The organism is Xenorhabdus lircayensis (assembly GCF_016306625.1).
Classification (GTDB): Bacteria; Pseudomonadota; Gammaproteobacteria; order Enterobacterales; family Enterobacteriaceae; genus Xenorhabdus; species Xenorhabdus lircayensis.
This window is the reverse complement of sequence record NZ_JACOII010000029.1, coordinates 1-16,561: the sequence shown is the minus strand read 5'-3', so window position 1 is coordinate 16,561 and position 16,561 is coordinate 1. Positions and strand designations below refer to the sequence as shown.

At 46.5% G+C, this 16,561-nt stretch carries 23 protein-coding genes; 22 read left to right on the top strand and 1 reads right to left on the bottom strand.

Annotated features, from left to right (window positions below; translation table 11 throughout):
• From H8A87_RS07630 to H8A87_RS07585, 10 genes are read left to right on the top strand one after another with little or no spacing between them, the layout of a single operon-like run.
• Complete coding sequence (locus H8A87_RS07630) at positions 1–381, top strand: head-tail adaptor (RefSeq protein WP_198689382.1); 381 nt, start codon at positions 1–3, stop codon at positions 379–381.
• The gene (locus H8A87_RS07625) at positions 378–917 is read left to right on the top strand and encodes a phage neck terminator protein (RefSeq protein WP_198689381.1); all 540 of its coding nucleotides are present in this window, start codon (positions 378–380) and stop codon (positions 915–917) included. Before H8A87_RS07630 ends, H8A87_RS07625 begins: the two co-directional genes overlap by 4 nt.
• A 5-nt stretch (positions 918–922) precedes the next feature.
• Positions 923–2,389 (top strand): DUF3383 domain-containing protein, encoded by a 1,467-nt coding sequence (locus tag H8A87_RS07620; RefSeq protein WP_198689380.1) that lies wholly within the window; start codon positions 923–925, stop codon positions 2,387–2,389.
• 4 nt (positions 2,390–2,393) lie between these two features.
• Entirely contained in the window at positions 2,394–2,834 is a 441-nt protein-coding gene (locus H8A87_RS07615; RefSeq protein WP_198689379.1) for a phage structural protein, read from the top strand.
• 11 nt (positions 2,835–2,845) lie between these two features.
• The gene (locus H8A87_RS07610; RefSeq protein ID WP_198689378.1) at positions 2,846–3,289 is read left to right on the top strand and encodes a phage tail assembly chaperone; all 444 of its coding nucleotides are present in this window, start codon (positions 2,846–2,848) and stop codon (positions 3,287–3,289) included.
• A 35-nt stretch (positions 3,290–3,324) separates the two neighbouring features.
• A complete protein-coding gene (locus tag H8A87_RS07605) occupies positions 3,325–3,474 on the top strand; it encodes a DUF6889 family protein (protein ID WP_408646879.1) in 150 nt (49 codons plus the stop codon).
• A complete protein-coding gene (locus tag H8A87_RS07600; protein ID WP_198689377.1) occupies positions 3,461–5,704 on the top strand; it encodes a transglycosylase SLT domain-containing protein in 2,244 nt (747 codons plus the stop codon). The genes H8A87_RS07605 and H8A87_RS07600 overlap by 14 nt, the downstream gene beginning before the upstream one ends.
• 2 nt (positions 5,705–5,706) lie before the next feature.
• A complete protein-coding gene (locus tag H8A87_RS07595) occupies positions 5,707–6,321 on the top strand; it encodes a phage baseplate protein (protein ID WP_198689376.1) in 615 nt (204 codons plus the stop codon).
• Complete coding sequence (locus H8A87_RS07590; protein WP_198689375.1) at positions 6,318–6,617, top strand: phage baseplate plug family protein; 300 nt, start codon at positions 6,318–6,320, stop codon at positions 6,615–6,617. The genes H8A87_RS07595 and H8A87_RS07590 overlap by 4 nt, the downstream gene beginning before the upstream one ends.
• Positions 6,618–6,640: 23 nt before the next feature.
• A complete protein-coding gene (locus H8A87_RS07585; protein WP_198689374.1) occupies positions 6,641–7,651 on the top strand; it encodes a hypothetical protein in 1,011 nt (336 codons plus the stop codon).
• Positions 7,652–7,671: 20 nt separating this feature from the next.
• Here H8A87_RS07585 and H8A87_RS07580 read toward each other — a convergent pair whose 3' ends face one another.
• Positions 7,672–8,004, bottom strand: coding sequence for an Arc family DNA-binding protein (locus tag H8A87_RS07580; RefSeq protein WP_198689373.1), 333 nt, complete (start codon positions 8,002–8,004; stop codon positions 7,672–7,674).
• A gap of 53 nt (positions 8,005–8,057) precedes the next feature.
• Between H8A87_RS07580 and H8A87_RS07575 the strand changes: the two genes are divergently transcribed.
• From H8A87_RS07575 to H8A87_RS07520, 12 genes are all read left to right on the top strand, one after another.
• Positions 8,058–8,258: an Arc family DNA-binding protein gene (locus tag H8A87_RS07575; RefSeq protein WP_198689372.1), complete on the top strand. Its 201-nt coding sequence runs from the start codon at positions 8,058–8,060 to the stop codon at positions 8,256–8,258.
• Positions 8,251–8,424 carry a hypothetical protein gene (locus H8A87_RS07570; RefSeq protein ID WP_198689371.1) on the top strand — a complete coding sequence of 58 codons (174 nt, stop codon included), beginning with the start codon at positions 8,251–8,253 and terminating at the stop codon, positions 8,422–8,424. Before H8A87_RS07575 ends, H8A87_RS07570 begins: the two co-directional genes overlap by 8 nt.
• Positions 8,405–9,589: a KilA-N domain-containing protein gene (locus H8A87_RS07565; RefSeq protein WP_198689370.1), complete on the top strand. Its 1,185-nt coding sequence runs from the start codon at positions 8,405–8,407 to the stop codon at positions 9,587–9,589. The genes H8A87_RS07570 and H8A87_RS07565 overlap by 20 nt, the downstream gene beginning before the upstream one ends.
• A 313-nt stretch (positions 9,590–9,902) precedes the next feature.
• The gene (locus H8A87_RS07560; RefSeq protein ID WP_198689369.1) at positions 9,903–10,169 is read left to right on the top strand and encodes a hypothetical protein; all 267 of its coding nucleotides are present in this window, start codon (positions 9,903–9,905) and stop codon (positions 10,167–10,169) included.
• 140 nt (positions 10,170–10,309) lie between these two features.
• Positions 10,310–10,543, top strand: coding sequence for a hypothetical protein (locus H8A87_RS07555; protein WP_198689368.1), 234 nt, complete (start codon positions 10,310–10,312; stop codon positions 10,541–10,543).
• A gap of 87 nt (positions 10,544–10,630) precedes the next feature.
• Positions 10,631–11,584 carry a phage protein gene (locus H8A87_RS07550; RefSeq protein WP_198689367.1) on the top strand — a complete coding sequence of 318 codons (954 nt, stop codon included), beginning with the start codon at positions 10,631–10,633 and terminating at the stop codon, positions 11,582–11,584.
• A complete protein-coding gene (locus H8A87_RS07545) occupies positions 11,581–12,336 on the top strand; it encodes a Gp138 family membrane-puncturing spike protein (protein ID WP_198689366.1) in 756 nt (251 codons plus the stop codon). The genes H8A87_RS07550 and H8A87_RS07545 overlap by 4 nt, the downstream gene beginning before the upstream one ends.
• Positions 12,336–12,680 carry a hypothetical protein gene (locus tag H8A87_RS07540; protein WP_198689365.1) on the top strand — a complete coding sequence of 115 codons (345 nt, stop codon included), beginning with the start codon at positions 12,336–12,338 and terminating at the stop codon, positions 12,678–12,680. Before H8A87_RS07545 ends, H8A87_RS07540 begins: the two co-directional genes overlap by 1 nt.
• A 4-nt stretch (positions 12,681–12,684) precedes the next feature.
• Entirely contained in the window at positions 12,685–13,872 is a 1,188-nt protein-coding gene (locus H8A87_RS07535; RefSeq protein WP_198689364.1) for a baseplate J/gp47 family protein, read from the top strand.
• Positions 13,869–14,519 carry a DUF2612 domain-containing protein gene (locus H8A87_RS07530; protein ID WP_198689363.1) on the top strand — a complete coding sequence of 217 codons (651 nt, stop codon included), beginning with the start codon at positions 13,869–13,871 and terminating at the stop codon, positions 14,517–14,519. The genes H8A87_RS07535 and H8A87_RS07530 overlap by 4 nt, the downstream gene beginning before the upstream one ends.
• 7 nt (positions 14,520–14,526) lie before the next feature.
• The gene (locus H8A87_RS07525; RefSeq protein ID WP_232370130.1) at positions 14,527–15,708 is read left to right on the top strand and encodes a tail fiber protein; all 1,182 of its coding nucleotides are present in this window, start codon (positions 14,527–14,529) and stop codon (positions 15,706–15,708) included.
• Position 15,709: 1 nt separating this feature from the next.
• Complete coding sequence (locus H8A87_RS07520) at positions 15,710–16,222, top strand: tail fiber assembly protein (protein ID WP_198689362.1); 513 nt, start codon at positions 15,710–15,712, stop codon at positions 16,220–16,222.
• Positions 16,223–16,561: the final 339 nt, after the last annotated feature.

Here is a 16,561-nt window from a genome sequence, read left to right as displayed (position 1 = left end):
ATGCCATTGTTAGATGTCACTGATGTGTTGTTCGACCCTGATTTTTGCGATCCCTCTCTGAAGGTAAAACGCCGGGTGGTGGGGATTGATGATGATGGGTTCCCCAGCACGCAGGATATTATCACTCAGTTTTCAGGTGTGGTTACGGTAGACCGCGCTGTTGAAGCTCAAATCCGTATGGCAGGGCAGACAGTGACGGGCAATATCCTGATTGTCACCACTGAGCGGCTGATTGCAGGGGAAACTGGGCGAGCTGGGGATATCGTCACGTACCAGAATCGTGAATATCTGGTGAAGTCCGTTGATCCGTACACAGCGTATGGGGCGGGTTTTGTTCAGGCACATTGTGAACTGATGCCGTTTGACGGGGGGTCGCCATGAACACCTCAGAGCGGGCAGGATGGCTGATACCGGATACAGAACCTGTCTATGATGAGGTAGTAGAGCGGTTGTGCAGCCAATGGCTGCGCGGCGTATCGGGATTACCTAACGGTATGGTGCGCCCGCGCTGGACGCCTGTTCTGGCTGCACAACCTCCGGCGGATACAGATTGGTGCGGCTTCGGTATAACGGAAATACCCGCGGACGATAACCCGGCGTTCGCCAACCAGACCGATCAGTCGGATGAACTCTGGCGACATGAGGATTTTGAGTGCTCGGCCTCATTTTATGGCCCGCACAGTCAGGGGTATGCCAGCCGATTTCGTGATGGGCTGAGTGTCAGTCAGAACAATGCTGAATTTAACCAGCTCGGACTGTCAGTCGTCAAACATTCCCGGATCACGTCTTTCCCTGAACTCATTAATAACCAGTGGGTACGCCGCTATGACATCACTGTCACACTGCGGCGCAAAGTGGTACGTCGGTATAGCATTAAGTCACTGACAGACGCACCGGTTAAATTTTTTGGAGATTAAACCCTATGCAGGGCTTACCTATTTCTAGCATCGTTAACGTTAAAGTTAACATGGCACCCCGTGCAGCACAGGCCAGAAGTTTTGGTTCATTGCTGATTGTGGGGGCCAGTGGTGTGATCAACACCCGCGAACGGCTGCGCTATTACACCGATATTGATGGTGTGGGTGGTGATTTTGGCATGGATACCCCAGAGTATCAGGCCGCTGCGCTGTATTACTCACAGTCACCACAACCAGTCGATCTGTATATCGGGCGCTGGGCAAAAGAACAGGTGCTGGCAGCGCTGCGTGGCGCGGTACTGACCAAACCGGAACAAGCGATGAATCGCTTTACATCTATTACTGATGGTTCGTTCAAACTGACCATTGACGGTAAAGAAACAGCCATCACGGGTACTGATTTCAGTAAGGAGACTAACCTGAATGGCATCGCTGAACGGGTGGCAGAAAAGCTGAAAAACGCTGCGGTGCTTTGGGACAGCATTTCTTCCCGTTTCACCGTCTCACTGCAAACGTCAGGGAAACTGGGCTATATCACTCGCGCAGACAGCGGCAGCTATATCGGTGATGTACTGAAACTGGATGAGGTATCCGGCGCAACAGTGATTGATCCGACACAACCCGAAAACATTGCCGGAGCGGTCGCGACACTGGGTTCCATGTCGGGAGCATGGTACGGGCTGGTTATCGCGGATAATTCCCTGTCTGACAGTGATGTGCTGAGTGTGGCGCGGTATATCGAATCGGCGTCTGTCTCCCGTGTTTACGGGCATACGGTCACCAAAACCGATGTACTCGACCCGGATGTAGACACAGATATTGGTTCGCAGCTCAAAGGTGCTTTTTTAGGCCGCACGCTCTGGCAATATTCGGCTCAACCCTATGCGGTGGCATCACTGTTCGGGCGTATGTTCACGGTGAATTTTCAGGGAAATAACACCACGATCACCCTTAAATTCAAACAGGAACCGGCTATCAGTGCGGAACTGCTGACGGCAACACAGGCCAATGCCCTGAAAGCGAAGAATGGTAATGTCTTTGTCCACTACAACAACGACACTGCCATTATCCAAGAAGGGGTGATGGCGAACGGCACTTTCATTGATGAGCGCCACGGGCTGGACTGGCTACAGAACTATGTCCAGACCAATTTGTATAATCTGATGTATACCTCAACGACCAAAATTCCCCAGACCGATGAGGGCGTTACCCAGCTGTTGGTTAATGTCGAGCAGTCATTGGGTCAGGGTGTCACTAATGGACTGATTGCGCCGGGTGTCTGGGGTGGTGATGCATTCGGGGCACTGAACCGGGGCGATATGCTGACCAAGGGATACTACACCTATGCGGCACCTATTGCCGAACAGGTACAGGCTGAACGCGAGAAACGCAAAGCGCCGGTTATCCAGTGTGCTATCAAACTCGCGGGTGCGGTGCATTTTGCTGATGTCATTATTAACGTAAACAGGTGATCACATGGCTACCTATTCATTTATGGACGTGTCCGCCACGATAACAGGCGTAGGCGGGCATGTGGACTTGGCTAACGGGGCGGCGACCTCGGAAGAAGGCATTACCATAGCTATGGTGGAATCTAAAAACACCATGACTATCGGGGCAGACGGTGAAGTCATGCACTCTCTAAGTGCAGGCAAGGGCGGAACCATTACCGTGACATTACTGAAAACCTCGCCAGCCAATGCCAAGCTGATGCTGATGTACAACGCTCAACAGTTTTCTTCGGCAACATGGGGCAATAATCTCATGCTGATCCGTAACCGGGCATCAGGTGATACCACGGCGGCACGCTCGGTAGCGTTCCAGAAAATACCGGACATCTCTAACGCCAAAGTCGGCAACACAGTGAGCTGGGTGTTTGACTGCGGCAAAATCGACACCATGCTGGGCACATTCTAACGGGGGATACTATGGAATTTGACATTGAGGGTAAAAAATACCGTGCGGGCAAGCTGAATGCCTTTCAGCAACAGGACTTAGCCGTTGCACTGGTACCGGTCATTCCGGCATTAAAGCCGATTTTAGAGAGTTTGAAACCTAAAGTCGTAGGTGAAGATGGTAAGCCGGGTCTCGCACGAGAAGATATTGTCGATTTTCTGGCACCGTTAGCGGATGCCATTCGCTCACTGGGGAAAGAAAATCGCTATGAGATTAATGATATTTGTCTCTCGGTGGTCAGTCGTGAATCAGGCGGGGTATGGAACAGTGTTTACAGTGGTCAACAGTTGATGTTTGACGACATTAACGGATTGGATTTATTGAAAATTGTCGGGCATGTCATTAAGGACGCATTGGGTAATTTTTTTCCCGCACTGCCAGAGAGCGGCGAGCCAGCCCCAATCAACCCAGCCTAACCCTCGAAACTCTCCCTGACGGGCGTGATTATGTGATGCGCCCCGTTCTTGAAGGTATGTGCAAGTATGAGTCATTAGAAAATGGCGTTATCGATCTGGCCGGTATCGCCCTGATGAATGACGCACTGGACGTCAAAGCCGAAAACGAAGTCTTAATCCAACGGTGGCACGATGAGCAACACTAACGCAGAAGTTATTCAAGAGTTTTTAATCTCATTGGGCTTTGATATCAAAGAGTCTGACGAGAAAAAATTTAGTGCGGTGGTGTCGGGTGTCACCGCCAATGTGCTTAAACTGGGTGCAGTCGTGGAAGGTGCGGCGCTGGCGGTTGTTGGCTTTACAGCGCATGTTGCCAGCGGATTAGACCAACTCTACTGGCAGGCACAACGCACAGGCGGAGCCGCAGAGCAGATCAAATCGCTGGGCTATGCTGTGAGTCAGGCTGGCGGCAGTGTTGACGGGCTGAATTCGTCGCTAGAGGGTGTGGCTAAGTTCTTACGGCACAATCCCGGTGGCGAAGGTTTCCTGCGTAACATGGGCATTCAGACCCGTGATGCCAACGGTAAGCTCAGAGACACGGCCTCACTCGTTGCGCTGGTGGGCGAACGGTTGTCCGCACTGCCCACTTACCGGGCAAATCAATATGCCGGTATCCTCGGTATTGATGAAAGTACCCTCATGGCGATGCGCCGAGGAATTGGCGGTTATGCCGCGGATTACCGTCAGATAATGCAGACAATGGGCTACAACCCGACGATAGCTGCAAAAAACGCCAATGCCTTTATGACCGAGTTCTATAAATTGAAAACGGTCATGGAGACAGCTAAGGAGAAAATTGGCGGGGAATTGGCCAGAGTCCTAACACCCAGCATGGAAAAGCTCACCAATCTGATCCTGAAGCACTGGCCTACCATCGAAAAAATTATTATGGGCGTGGTGAAAGCCATTTTAACCCTGTCTGAAATACTCGGCCAAATGGTTTTTCGCGGGGCGAAAGGGATTCAGGATCTTATTGGCTGGTGGAAGCGCTTAGATGATGGCAGCCAGAATTTAATTAAGATCTTCGGCTTGGTTACGGCGGCATGGATTGCGTTAAATTCGAAATTTATAAAATCCCCCGTTGGTATTATCACAGCATTGCTGGCGGCACTCTTCTTACTCTATGACGATTATCAAGGCTGGAAAGAAGGTAAAAATAGTTTTATCGACTGGGGTAAATGGGAACCTGCGCTTAAAAAAATAAAAACGGAAATTACTGAGCTGACAAAGGGTTTTAAAGCCTTAGGAACAGAAATATCGGAATTACTGGGTATTGACCTCGGAAAATGGTCGCTAAAATTCGAGCTTGACGACTTTGCGAAAAGTCTCGGAGAGCTGAGCAAAACGTTGTCACATCTTGTTGCGGCATTAAACCATCTCAACGACGGAAACTTTACGTTAGCGTGGGAAGAACTCAAACAAGCGTGGAAGGGTGACGAAAAGAATAACCGAGATGTACGCCCAGTGGGTATCGCTGCGGCGGAGCAACATCGTAATTTTATTTTAGACGGGTATATCAAAGCAAATAATGCTGTGAATGAATTTTTCGGGATGGCTCCATACGTACCCGCCAAAGATAAAGCTGACAATACTCAAGCCAATAACATCATTTTGGGACCCACACAGAAAGGGAAACCGCTTCTTGATTCAATGGCTGGCTACTTTTCTATGCTGGAGAAAAAACACGGCTTAGATTCTGGTTTACTGCATGGTATTGCGATGACCGAATCATCAGGTAACCCCAATGCGATTGGTAAACAAACGAAGTTCGGCAAGGCTAAGGGGATGTTCCAGTTTATGCCCGCCACGGCTGCCCAATTCGGGTTAAAAGGTGATGATGTTTTCGACCCTTATAAAGCTGGCGAAGCCGCTGCGCGATACCTCAGTTACTTACGTAGGCTTCATAAAGGCGATGGAGATAAGATGCTGGCATCGTATAACTGGGGAGAGGGACGGGTACTTAAGAATGGCATTAAGAACTTGCCGAAGGAGACCCGAGATTACCTGCCCCGTGTTAAATATCATATGGCAAGAGCACCCAAAGCTAATTCCAAAAACAGTGGCTTTAACTTTGATCCGAAGATGTTTGATAACGCGATGGCGAATATTGGCAATATGGTGAGCGGTATTGACCCTCGTATCGCTAATAACGCGATGGCGAACATCAATAACATGGTGCGCCCACGGGCTTACTATTCCCCCAGACTACCACAGGCAGAATCAGGCAGAGCAAATAACCAGCCTACGATAGAGCAAAACCTGACAATCCATGTGACCGGAGTAGAGTCTCCCCGGGAGGCGGCGGCCCTGACAGGCGAAGCCGTGCAGCGTAATAACGCAATACTCGTGCGCAGTTTACAAACTAAGGTGAGTTAACGATGGATATTTTATCGACGTTATTTTCTCAGAATACAAGAAAAATTGAAATGATAGTGCCGAGTGTGGTGATCTCCGAGAAGCACATGGATTCAACGGAAATTACCGAGCATCCCGTACAGCGGGGTGCAGCTATTAGCGACCATGCCTATGACAAGCCATCTGAGGTGACAATGGAGTTAGGTTTTGCGGGTGGTGGCTCATTAATTGATGGTTTTGATACCTCAAACATATCTATGTTTGATATCAATACGGGGGCGACATTAGGGAAAAGCCCTAAAGAAATCTATCAACAATTGCTGAAGCTGAAATCCTCGAAAATGCCGTTCGACGTCACTACGGGTAAACGTCAGTATAAAAACATGCTGATCCGTGCAATAGAAGTGACGACAGATAAAACCTCTGAAAATGTGCTGATGGTCGTTTTAACCTTGCGCGAAGTGATTATCGTAGAAACTACGACAGTCACGGGAATTACCGCACCACCTGAAAGGATGCAGTTTCCACATGATACCGGTCCTGTTGTTGATAGAGGCACCGTAACCCCAGTAGTGCCTAAAAACAACGATACCGCTCTAAACCGATTAGTGAAGGGGATTTTGGAGATTTTCGAATGAATATGGTCGAGATCCCGTTACGTGCGGGAAACCAACAATTTGATATTCAGTTAGGCGGCATCAATTATCGGATGCAATTACAATGGCGAGGTTGTGCAGGATGGGTTTTAGATATCATGTACCCCAACAGTGAATCAATTGTGATGGGGATTCCGTTAGTTTTTGGCGTGGATATTTTGGAACAACATAGCTATTTAGGGTTCAATGGTTCGCTGGTTTTTTATTGCAATGATCCAAAAAATGAGACAAACAGGGAAGAGTTAGGTAAAAACAACAGACTATACTTTGTGCAATAAATATCTAACGCGAGGTTATTAAATTGAAGAATGTTATTTTTTACTTAGCATTTCTTTTTATTTCCGGTTGTGCATTACTCAATCCACCAGAAGTAGAAAGAACTGAAGTCTTAGATAGTAAGGATAATGTGGCGTTACTAGCCATAGCTACCATATTTAAGGAGGATAAAGAAACTTATGATTCAGGTGAAAAATCTCTAATAGATTGGATTAAGGTCAAATCGAAAAACGATGGAATTACTACAGAAGATATAGCTAATAGCATTAAAGGTGACGAAGATCCTTCCTCTAAAAAATATTCTCTCCTGTTATACAGTATGTACTATTTAATTAAACTTTCTAATCCTCGCGGTACATGTTCAAGCGAAGAATGTGTATTATCTCTGCTTGAATCAGGTGCATCTGAAATGCTAAAAAGAGGAGATAAGAGTTTCCTTGAGGCTTATGAGGCCGATAATAAAAAATTTAAATTTAAATATTACGAACCTGAAAAAATCGTTTCAGGGATGAAGGAATTAGCCAATGCGTTAGTCAAGATGAAGGCTGATAGAGAAAAACAGGAAATAGAGGAAAATGCCAAGCTTCCAGACCCGCAGCTATTTAAATTTAAGTACACTAATGATAAGTATGTGAACGTTGCTCTTGCGCTAATAAACGGTGCTAAATTAGAAAAGCACAATATTAGAGATCGGAATGGAAATAAAACTAAGGAATATGGAAAACTGACTATATATGGTCGACCTTTCATTGTAACTTTGCCGACCTATCCACGTTCATTGCTTAATCAAGTTAAATCTTGTGAAAAAGCGTCTGCATACACGAGAGTGAATATAGATGATGCATGTAAGAAAGCAATTATTGCGGGAGTTAAAGATTGGTTAGACACGGCAAAAGACCCCAATATATCAGAGGCCGCTTGGCGGGCATCTGCGAGAGATGCCATCATAGGAGTTGAAATAATGTTTTCTCACTGGGCAGGTATGGCTAGGGTTCACCAAAAAAGCCTAAGTGAAACAGGTCGTATCAGTTTTTAAGTTAATGTTTTAAAGCCCCATCATGGGGCTTTTTTCTTATCGATACTTAATACTAAGTTATTAAATCTAGCATTTAGTTCATGCATCTGCCCTATGAACTCAATTCTAAGCGCTTCATTTTGCTTCATTAAATTTATAAGCTTTTGAGATTGTTCATGGTTATATTGTTCATGGTTATATTCTTCTTCATCCACCGGTTGACCCTGCTTAACTAATTTATGCTTCCTGACCGCATCTAACAAAACAGCAACAATCTCGGCATTTACAGAGCGCATATTATCTGAGGCCATGCTCTGCACGTCATCTTTTAGGTCTTGAGGTAGACGAATGTTTATTTGGGGATCACGACTCATAAGTAAAAACCTGCACAATAATAAAGTTGACATGGTAGTCAAAGGCTACTACTATGTCCATGGTATCCATTGGCTACCATGTGGTGATTAATAAATATAGTAAGCGAGGCAACATGAAAAAGGAAATCCTTAAGCAAAAGAATGTACGTCTGCCAGAAAATTTAATCTGGAAGCTAAAAGAAGCAGCATTGAAAAATCGTAGATCTGAATATCAGGAAATAATTATACGTTTGGAGAAATCATTTGATGACTAAAGAAAAGAAAACAAGCAACCCGATACAGTTGAGATTACCGCCTGAAAGCGAAAAGTGGATTCTTAAAGCAGCGGAAAAAAGTTTAAGAACTCGCCACAGTGAAATTGTTTATCGACTAATGCTACCGGAAGAAATGGAGAAGAAAGGTGAAATTGAAATCAAATAAAAGCAAAGCCCCAACGGCAGCAACCATCGGGGCTTCTAAATATCATTTACCCAACAAGATAAATAATATGAATAGTGTAGCAAACTCTTTAACAAATGTCACTGCCACCATGTCAAGCGTGGAAATTGCCAAATTGGTTAATAAGCGCCACGACAATGTTAAACGTACCATTGAAACTTTAGCTAAACGCGGTGTAATCCAACTTCCTCAGATTGAGGAAGTTAATAATATTCAATCAGATAGCCCGAACTCTCGCAGTGGTGCTTATATCTTCTCCGGCGAGCAGGGCAAGCGCGATAGCATCGTTGTGGTTGCTCAATTATCCCCTGAGTTTACCGCTCGTTTAGTTGACCGTTGGCAGGAACTGGAAAAGCAATTAGCAAAACCCCAAGCGTTTCACAAGCCAATCGGAAACATCATACTGATCGCTGATGCAATGGGGCGGTTTAAGCTGAGCACCTTGCGTAATGCCAGTGGTGAATCCAAAAGTAAGCGACCTGCCGATTGGTTAAAAACAAAATACGCACAGCAATGGATCGAGGACTTAAGCAATCTTTCCAGTTTAGGTCAAGATGTTGTCACAATACACAGAAGCGGCACTAACCTCGGTATTTTCGCCCATGAAATTTTAGCCATTGAATATGCGGGCTATTTGAGTCCTGAGTTTCAAACGCAGTTTAAACAAGTTCTGGAAGGGTACTATTCACGAGACAGAACGGTTGTTGAAACTAACATTGTGATCTCGGTTAATCGGAGTCTGCCCAAAGGCATCTACCTACAGAACAGCAAAACCAATCCGTATCGTGCAATGGTTTATGCAGGTGCTCAGAAAATATCGGTTGGTTGCTATCCCACAGTTGAAGAAGCTGTCGATGCACAGAATTTATATTTCGATACGGGAGAAGTCAAAACCATCAAGAAAGCACCTGTACGTTTCAACAGCAACGGTCAATATTTAGTTACGGTGACGGATGGTAAAGTGTCCCACTATGAACTGATGGGCGACAGGACAGTAGTCGATGCCGAGGCGTATTGGCGGCTTCGTAAGGACTTAAACACTACACAGGGAATTATGACCGAGTTAGCTACGCGTATGCGGTTTGTCCATGATGAACGCAGCATAGCCAGTATTGACTATCCTATAGATGAGATAGTTTCACACTAAAAATATCAAGCCTCGCAAATGCGGGGCTTTTTCTTTTAGAGGGTAGACGAAGCAGCTTAAGTACGTGTCTTTGTAACAGGATTAACTAATTTAACAATGATTTTTGGTATTAACAATAAGTTTCAAAGCATTATGAGAGTATAAATAGTTTAATCTTCGAGGCGGTTCGCAATTTAAACTGAACTTCCTTTACAAAAAGTTACAATCACGTAATAAATAGTATCGCTTTAAACGGCGAAGCCCCCCAGCTAGTTGCAATAGTCTGGAGGGCTTCTAACGAAACAGTCTACGGCCTAATGTGAGGATTATAGACATGTCAATTATAACAGTTAATGAAACTTGTAATACAAATGGCTTTACAACAGATGCTCAAATTTTTGAAGACGCTCAAAGTATCTCCCTCAAAAATGAGATGGACGGTAAAGTTTTAGTCGATGCCGAAGCCTACTGGCGGTTACGCAAAGATTTACTGGCTACTCAAAAAATCGTGGACGAGTTACTTAACCGGATGCGTTTCATCCATGATGGAAGCAGCATAGTCGAACATGACTACCCGATACATGAAGTGCTGTTGCGTTAAACCTTTTAACCCGCTTTTTGATCGGGTTTTTTTTCTTGATTTTGGAAAATAAATCTTATTGCTGGTGATTAATTAACCAAATGGTAAAGGGAAAATATTTAGAGTAGCGTGTACGTGTCTGATAAAAGGAGGAGATTAGTATGAGTATATACATGATTACTTTTAATATAATAGAAGTAGAAAGCGATAAGAATGTAATTGTTCTGAGCACTTCGGTAGCTTCAGATATTGATAGCGGTATCTCTGCTGATTTTTTTATGCAGCAAGCTAGACATGCTGTACATGATTATGTCAAAAAAGAGTTAGAAAACAAGGCATTGCTTTATATCCCTAGCAGTTGTTACATCAACATTACCGGAATCTATCCGGTTTAATACCCTACATTTTCTAATAACCCGCTTCTGAACTGACCCCATAAAGTTGGACAGTTGATTAAGCGGGTTTTTCTTTACGGAGTCACTATGTCAAAACAATGGCTTCGCGAATGCAGCCTTATTGTTGCAGATGAAAAGGGCGAAGGCATTGACCTGTCAGCCCTGAAAATAAAGTTCAATATCACCAGACCAAGCTTCGCTTATCCCGCTACGGGCATTTTCAAAGTGTATAATCTGAACAAAGATACCAGTGCGAAGATCCGTGCCAACGAGTACAAAATCGTAAAGTTTTCCGCCGGTTATCAGGGTAGTTCGGGGCAAATATTTTCCGGTCAGATCCAGTACACCTACACGGGGCGGGACAGCCCTACCGATACCTATGACGTGATACAGGCGGGTGATGGCGACCAGCCCTATAACAATGCCGTGCTTAATATCACGGTATCGGCAGGTTACACACAGGAGGATATTGACCGATTGCTAATGCGGGATATTGAGAAATACGGAATAGTTGCGGGGTTACGGCCTGAATTAAATAAAAACATTGCTCCAAGAGGCAAGGTCTTGTTTGGAATGCACCGCGATGAATTATCCATTCTGGCGAAACAGAACGGCTCTGAATGGCGTTACGAGGATGGACAGTGCCACATTATTCCCAAACGTACCTATCTCACTGAGGCGGTGGTATTGACCTATCAAACGGGGTTAATCGGGATGGCAGAGCAGACTATCGGCGGCGGGATAAATGTGAAGTGTCTCATCAATCCCAAAATCAGGCCAGGGACATTAATCCGGCTGGACAAAACGTCTATCAATGAAGCGGGGATATCAACGGGTGGTATTGCGCGAGGTAACAGCCAAGAAGGTACGTTAGAACAACCAGCACCCATTGATGCTGAGGGCGACTATATAGTCATCAACGTCAACTATTTCGGAGATACCCGTGAAAACATGTACTACATGGAAATGGTTTGCGTCGCTAAATCAGACCAAACTTTACTCAGTAAATCAGCACTACAAGCGGACGTGAGGCCAGCATGATCACTAATTTTGAACGTATCAACCAGCCCGAAACGCCGTTCTTATTAATGAAAGAGGCGATAAGCAGCGGGTTATATGTCTCCTTACCTTGTATTGTCCAGTCATTCAACGCCGATGCGGTTACAGTTACCGCACAACCCGCGATACGCTGGTCAGTTACAAATAGCGAGGGCGTAACGGAATCAGTCGCATTACCGTTGCTGGTGGACGTGCCTGTCATTTTCCCTCGAGGGGGCGGGGTCACTCTGACCTTTCCCATTAAAGCCGGTGATGAGTGTCTGGTTATTTTCGCCGACCGTTGTATTGATTACTGGTGGCAGAACGGCGGCATACAGGAGCCTGTTGATCCTCGCCAGCATAATCTGTCTGATGGGTTTGCGATTGTTGGCCCTCAGTCACAGGCGAGGAAGATCGGCGGAATTAGTACCAGCACGGCACAATTGAGGACAGACGACGGCGCGGCTTACATCGAATTGTCTCCCGGCAATCATAATGTCACGGTGAAAACGCCCGGTAAACTGACCGCAACGGCTAACAGCGGTACCGAAATCAATTCCCCTGAAATTGTGCTCAATGGCAACGTAACCATTAACGGTAGCCTGTCACAAGGTATGGGGACGAGTGGTGGCGTGGCAAGGATGAATGGCCCTGTTAACGTGAAAAATGATGTGATTGCGGGCGACACTAGCCTGATGAAACACCGACATAGTGGAGTGAAAACAGGCGACGGAACAACAGGAGGGCCCCAATAATGCGATACCGACGAGAGGACAATGATGATTACAGTTTCGGGCAGGGTGACAACACCTTTCTGATTGATTCACCTGAAGCAGTCGCACAGGCGGTCAAAACCCGGCTCGATTTATGGCGCGGGGATTGGTTTCTGGATACGGCAGAGGGCACACCGTATCGCGAGGCAGTGCTAGAGAAACACTATTCCAGTGCGATGGCTCTGCGTGAGCGTATTCTGGACACCAAGGGTGTGACTGAAATTGTTTCGCTTGACGCCCAGCGCAATCCCGATACCCGTAAAATGACTCTCACCGCCACCCTTAACACCCGCTACGGCAAAACCACCGTAACCAGCGAAAGATAACACTATGCTCAAACTAGAAACCTTAGGGCTTGCGGCCAAAATCACCGCGAGCGGCATCACTGCGCCCGATTACCCCGCCATACTGGAACGGCTGACAGGGTATTTTCGCCATATTTACGGGGAGGACGCCTATCTGGATCCGGATAGTAAGGATGGGCAGATGATCGATATCTATGCACTCGCTATCCATGACGCAAACAACACGTTCATCGCTGCCTATAACGCCTACAGCCCGTCAACCGCCACCGGAGCGGCACTTTCCAATAACGTGGCGATTAATGGCCTGTCACGCCACCGGACAACAAAATCCACCTGTGATGTGGCGATCATCGGGCAGGTAGGAACGGTCATCAAAAATGGCGTGGTACGTGATGTTCAGGGGTATTCGTGGAGCCTGCCAGATATTGTTACTGTTGGTACTCACGGTACGGTAACCGTTACGGCGACCTGTCAGACGAGCGGAGCTATTACCGCCGCACAGGGCGATATCTCTGAGATAGGCACCCCAACGCGCGGCTGGCAGTCTGTCAGAAACCCCTCGGCGGCCACACAGGGGCGCGCGGTAGAAACCGATGCCGAGTTACGGATACGTCAACGCAGATCGGTAGCCCTGCCATCGCGAACGGTACTGGATGGGGTGCAGGGCGCAATCAGTCTGGTACATGGCGTGTCACGGCTGAGGGGATTTGAAAACGACACTAACCAGACTGATGAGTACGGCATCCCGCCACACTCTATTGCGATGATCGTCGATGGTGGAGATGCGAGCACTATCGCCCAAACCATCGCATTGAAGAAAGGTCCGGGTGGGGGGACATATGGCGACACGGTTATCAAAGTGGCTGATCGTTACCAAATTTTACACCCGATACGGTTTTCTCGCCCGGTGGATGTCGAGGTATTTATCGAAATCCATCTCAACCCGTTTGAGGGGTATACCACGCTGGTGGGTGACAAAATTAAAACATCTGTCGCGGATTACATCAACTCGATATTGATCGGTGACAGAGTTTACCTAACCAAATTGTATTCACCGGCTAACCTGCCGGGAGACGGAGAAGGCAAAACGTATGACATCCATGATATCAAAATCGGGCGCTCGGCTGACTCAGTAGCTACTGCCAACCTGAAAACCAAATTCAACGAGGCAGTGAACTGTAAACCGGAAAACATAAAATTGGGAGTGACATGAGAGATTATCTCAAACTCATCACCCCTCAGCACCGTACCGCGTCTAAATTCGTTGACCATATTGATCTCATTACTCGTTCCCTCTCAGAAATTGCCCACGCTGCCCTACAGCTAAATGACGCATTCTCACTGGATTATGCGGTGGGCGTGCAGCTGGATGCTGTCGGGGAATGGATAGGGCTGTCGCGCTACGTGAAAACGCCCATTGTGGGCGTTTATTTCGCTCTGGATATTGAGGGTGTGGGGCTGGATCAGGGGAGCTGGAAACGCAGATTTGACGGTGACCACGGGTTCACCGAACTGGACGACGAAACCTACCGCACGTTGCTGAGGGTAAAAATAGAGGCCAATCACTGGGACGGCTCCAGCGAAATGTTGGAACGCATCTACCAGCGGATATTGCCGGATAGTAAAACGTCGATTTTCTTCGTGGATAACCAAAATATGTCGATGGATGTATTTCTAACGGGGGGCGTGATACCGGAGGTGATTAAATCGGTTATTCGTCAGGGATACCTAAACATCAAACCTCAGTCCGTACGGGTGAATAGCTATATTAATTCTGGCACGGGCGGGTTGTTTGGTTTTGACATCAATAATGAATATGTCGCAGGTTTTGATACTGGCGGCTGGGCGGTAAAACTGTGAGGATATTATGGTAACAAATGAATTTCTCCCGTTCGGTATAGCAGACGGGGCGAACGTACTGTCAAACGACGAGTACAGCACATTAGCCGCACGCACTAATGGGTTTAGTTCGGGTGTGGCTAAATCACCGGAGTTGAACACAGTATGGCGGCAGGCGAGTGTGATAGCTACTGTTGTCGCGCAGTTTATTGCTGAGACCACGGGTAATGATGTGCTAGATGATGGGAATTTGGCAACACTGCAAGCGGAATTATTGAATGCGCTGAAAATGACGGTCGGTTCGAATATTCCTGTTGCATCCCGGACTGCGGCGGGTATTACCAAACTGAGTAACGCTATCGATAGTGATGCCGAGAATGTGGCTGCGACGCCCAGAGCTGTAAAACAGATTTCAGCTACCGCGAGTCAGGCGAAATCAACCGCAGATACCGCGCACTATAAAGCGGTCGAGGCTAACGCCAATGCTAATGTCCGTCTATCTAAAGTTATGAACGGGGAAGATATTCCTGATAAAAAAGTGTTTATCAATAATCTCGGTTTACGGAATACCGTAAATCAGGCGGAAAATGCACTCGACAAATCGAAGAACGGCGCGGATATTCCCGACGTAAAAAAATTTGTCGATAACCTCTGGTTACGGGGGACGGTGGATTTGGCGCAAAACGCCGTGTCAGCCAATGGCGGAGATTATCCCAGTGCGTTTAGATTTAAACAGGTCGGTACATTGCCCCAAGAAACTAGCACGGTTTCTCTTAATTCTCTCGGCCATAGACCCGCGTATTCGTTGGTATCGAATACGAAATATGATTGGTACAATGAGACAACTGAAACCGGTATCATTCGCGGACACCTGGAAAATATTGAGGGCTATGCGGTTGATATTAACCACCGCCGCGTGTTAACGGTCGCACCGGACGGATTGCTCACTGTAAATAGAATTGCACTGACTGATTTCACTGATTTCGATAATCGGTATGATTCACGATATATCAGCCGTGTTCGACTGGGGCGGGAGCTAACCACTGTAGCGGCATTGAGTACGACACAGAGTCGAGTCCCCGGCGGTCATGTCATGACAGGCATCGGCAATTTCTCCACCCAGACATGGGTCGGTGTCAATCAATTAATTCATCGCCCTGTTCAGTGTTTGATAGAGGGTCAATGGCGCAGCATTGATGTTGAGGTATGAAATGAAAATAGAAAAATTCAAGCGATATCAACCGGAAGATAGTATCCCAAACGTATTGTATTTACGGTCTGAGGACGGTCAGGACTGGTACGAATGCCAAAAATTGTTTTCCTCTGACACACTCAAAGCGGTTTACGATGACGATTTTGTTATCCGTTCATTTGGCTATGATATCAGTGCGCTGTGTCCAACGGGATTATCGGTGGCAGAGGTGGCGAGTTACTATGTTCCCAAGGATATCAGTATCGATGGTTCATGGCAGTACAGCGATGGAAAAATCATCAAACGGGTTTACACTCAACAAGAATTACGGCAACAGGCTGAATACCAACGGCGGGAATTACTATCTCAGGCTGCAAACTCAATAGCCCCGTTGCAATATGCTGTTGATCTCGATATGGCAACGGACAGAGAACAGGCAGCGCTGACAGCGTGGAAAAAATACTGTGTGCTGCTCAACCGGGTGGATTGCTCTACCGCCCCCGATATCCCATGGCCGGAACAGCCGAAATAATGACGGGGGGCGATTGCCCCCAATCACGCTTTGGTTTGGGCAACATAACGACAGCAACTTACCTTCCCCCAATCTCCCGTTTTTTTCTTCCAACTAACCGTAATATTTGAGTGTAGTAAAGAGCTAACTTTATACTAAGGGACTAGAAGTCCCTTATGTTTTTTTCACGATATTGGCTTTTTTTCTGTTCTGCAAAATAAGTATCAAAAGTATATAAATCAATGCGTTAATAAAATGGTTTTGTGTACGGTATAGAGGTGTTAAAATTTTAAAATATTTAGTATATACAATAGGTTAAATCTTGATTTTCGGCCTGTTGTTGCGCCACATGGGATGGTT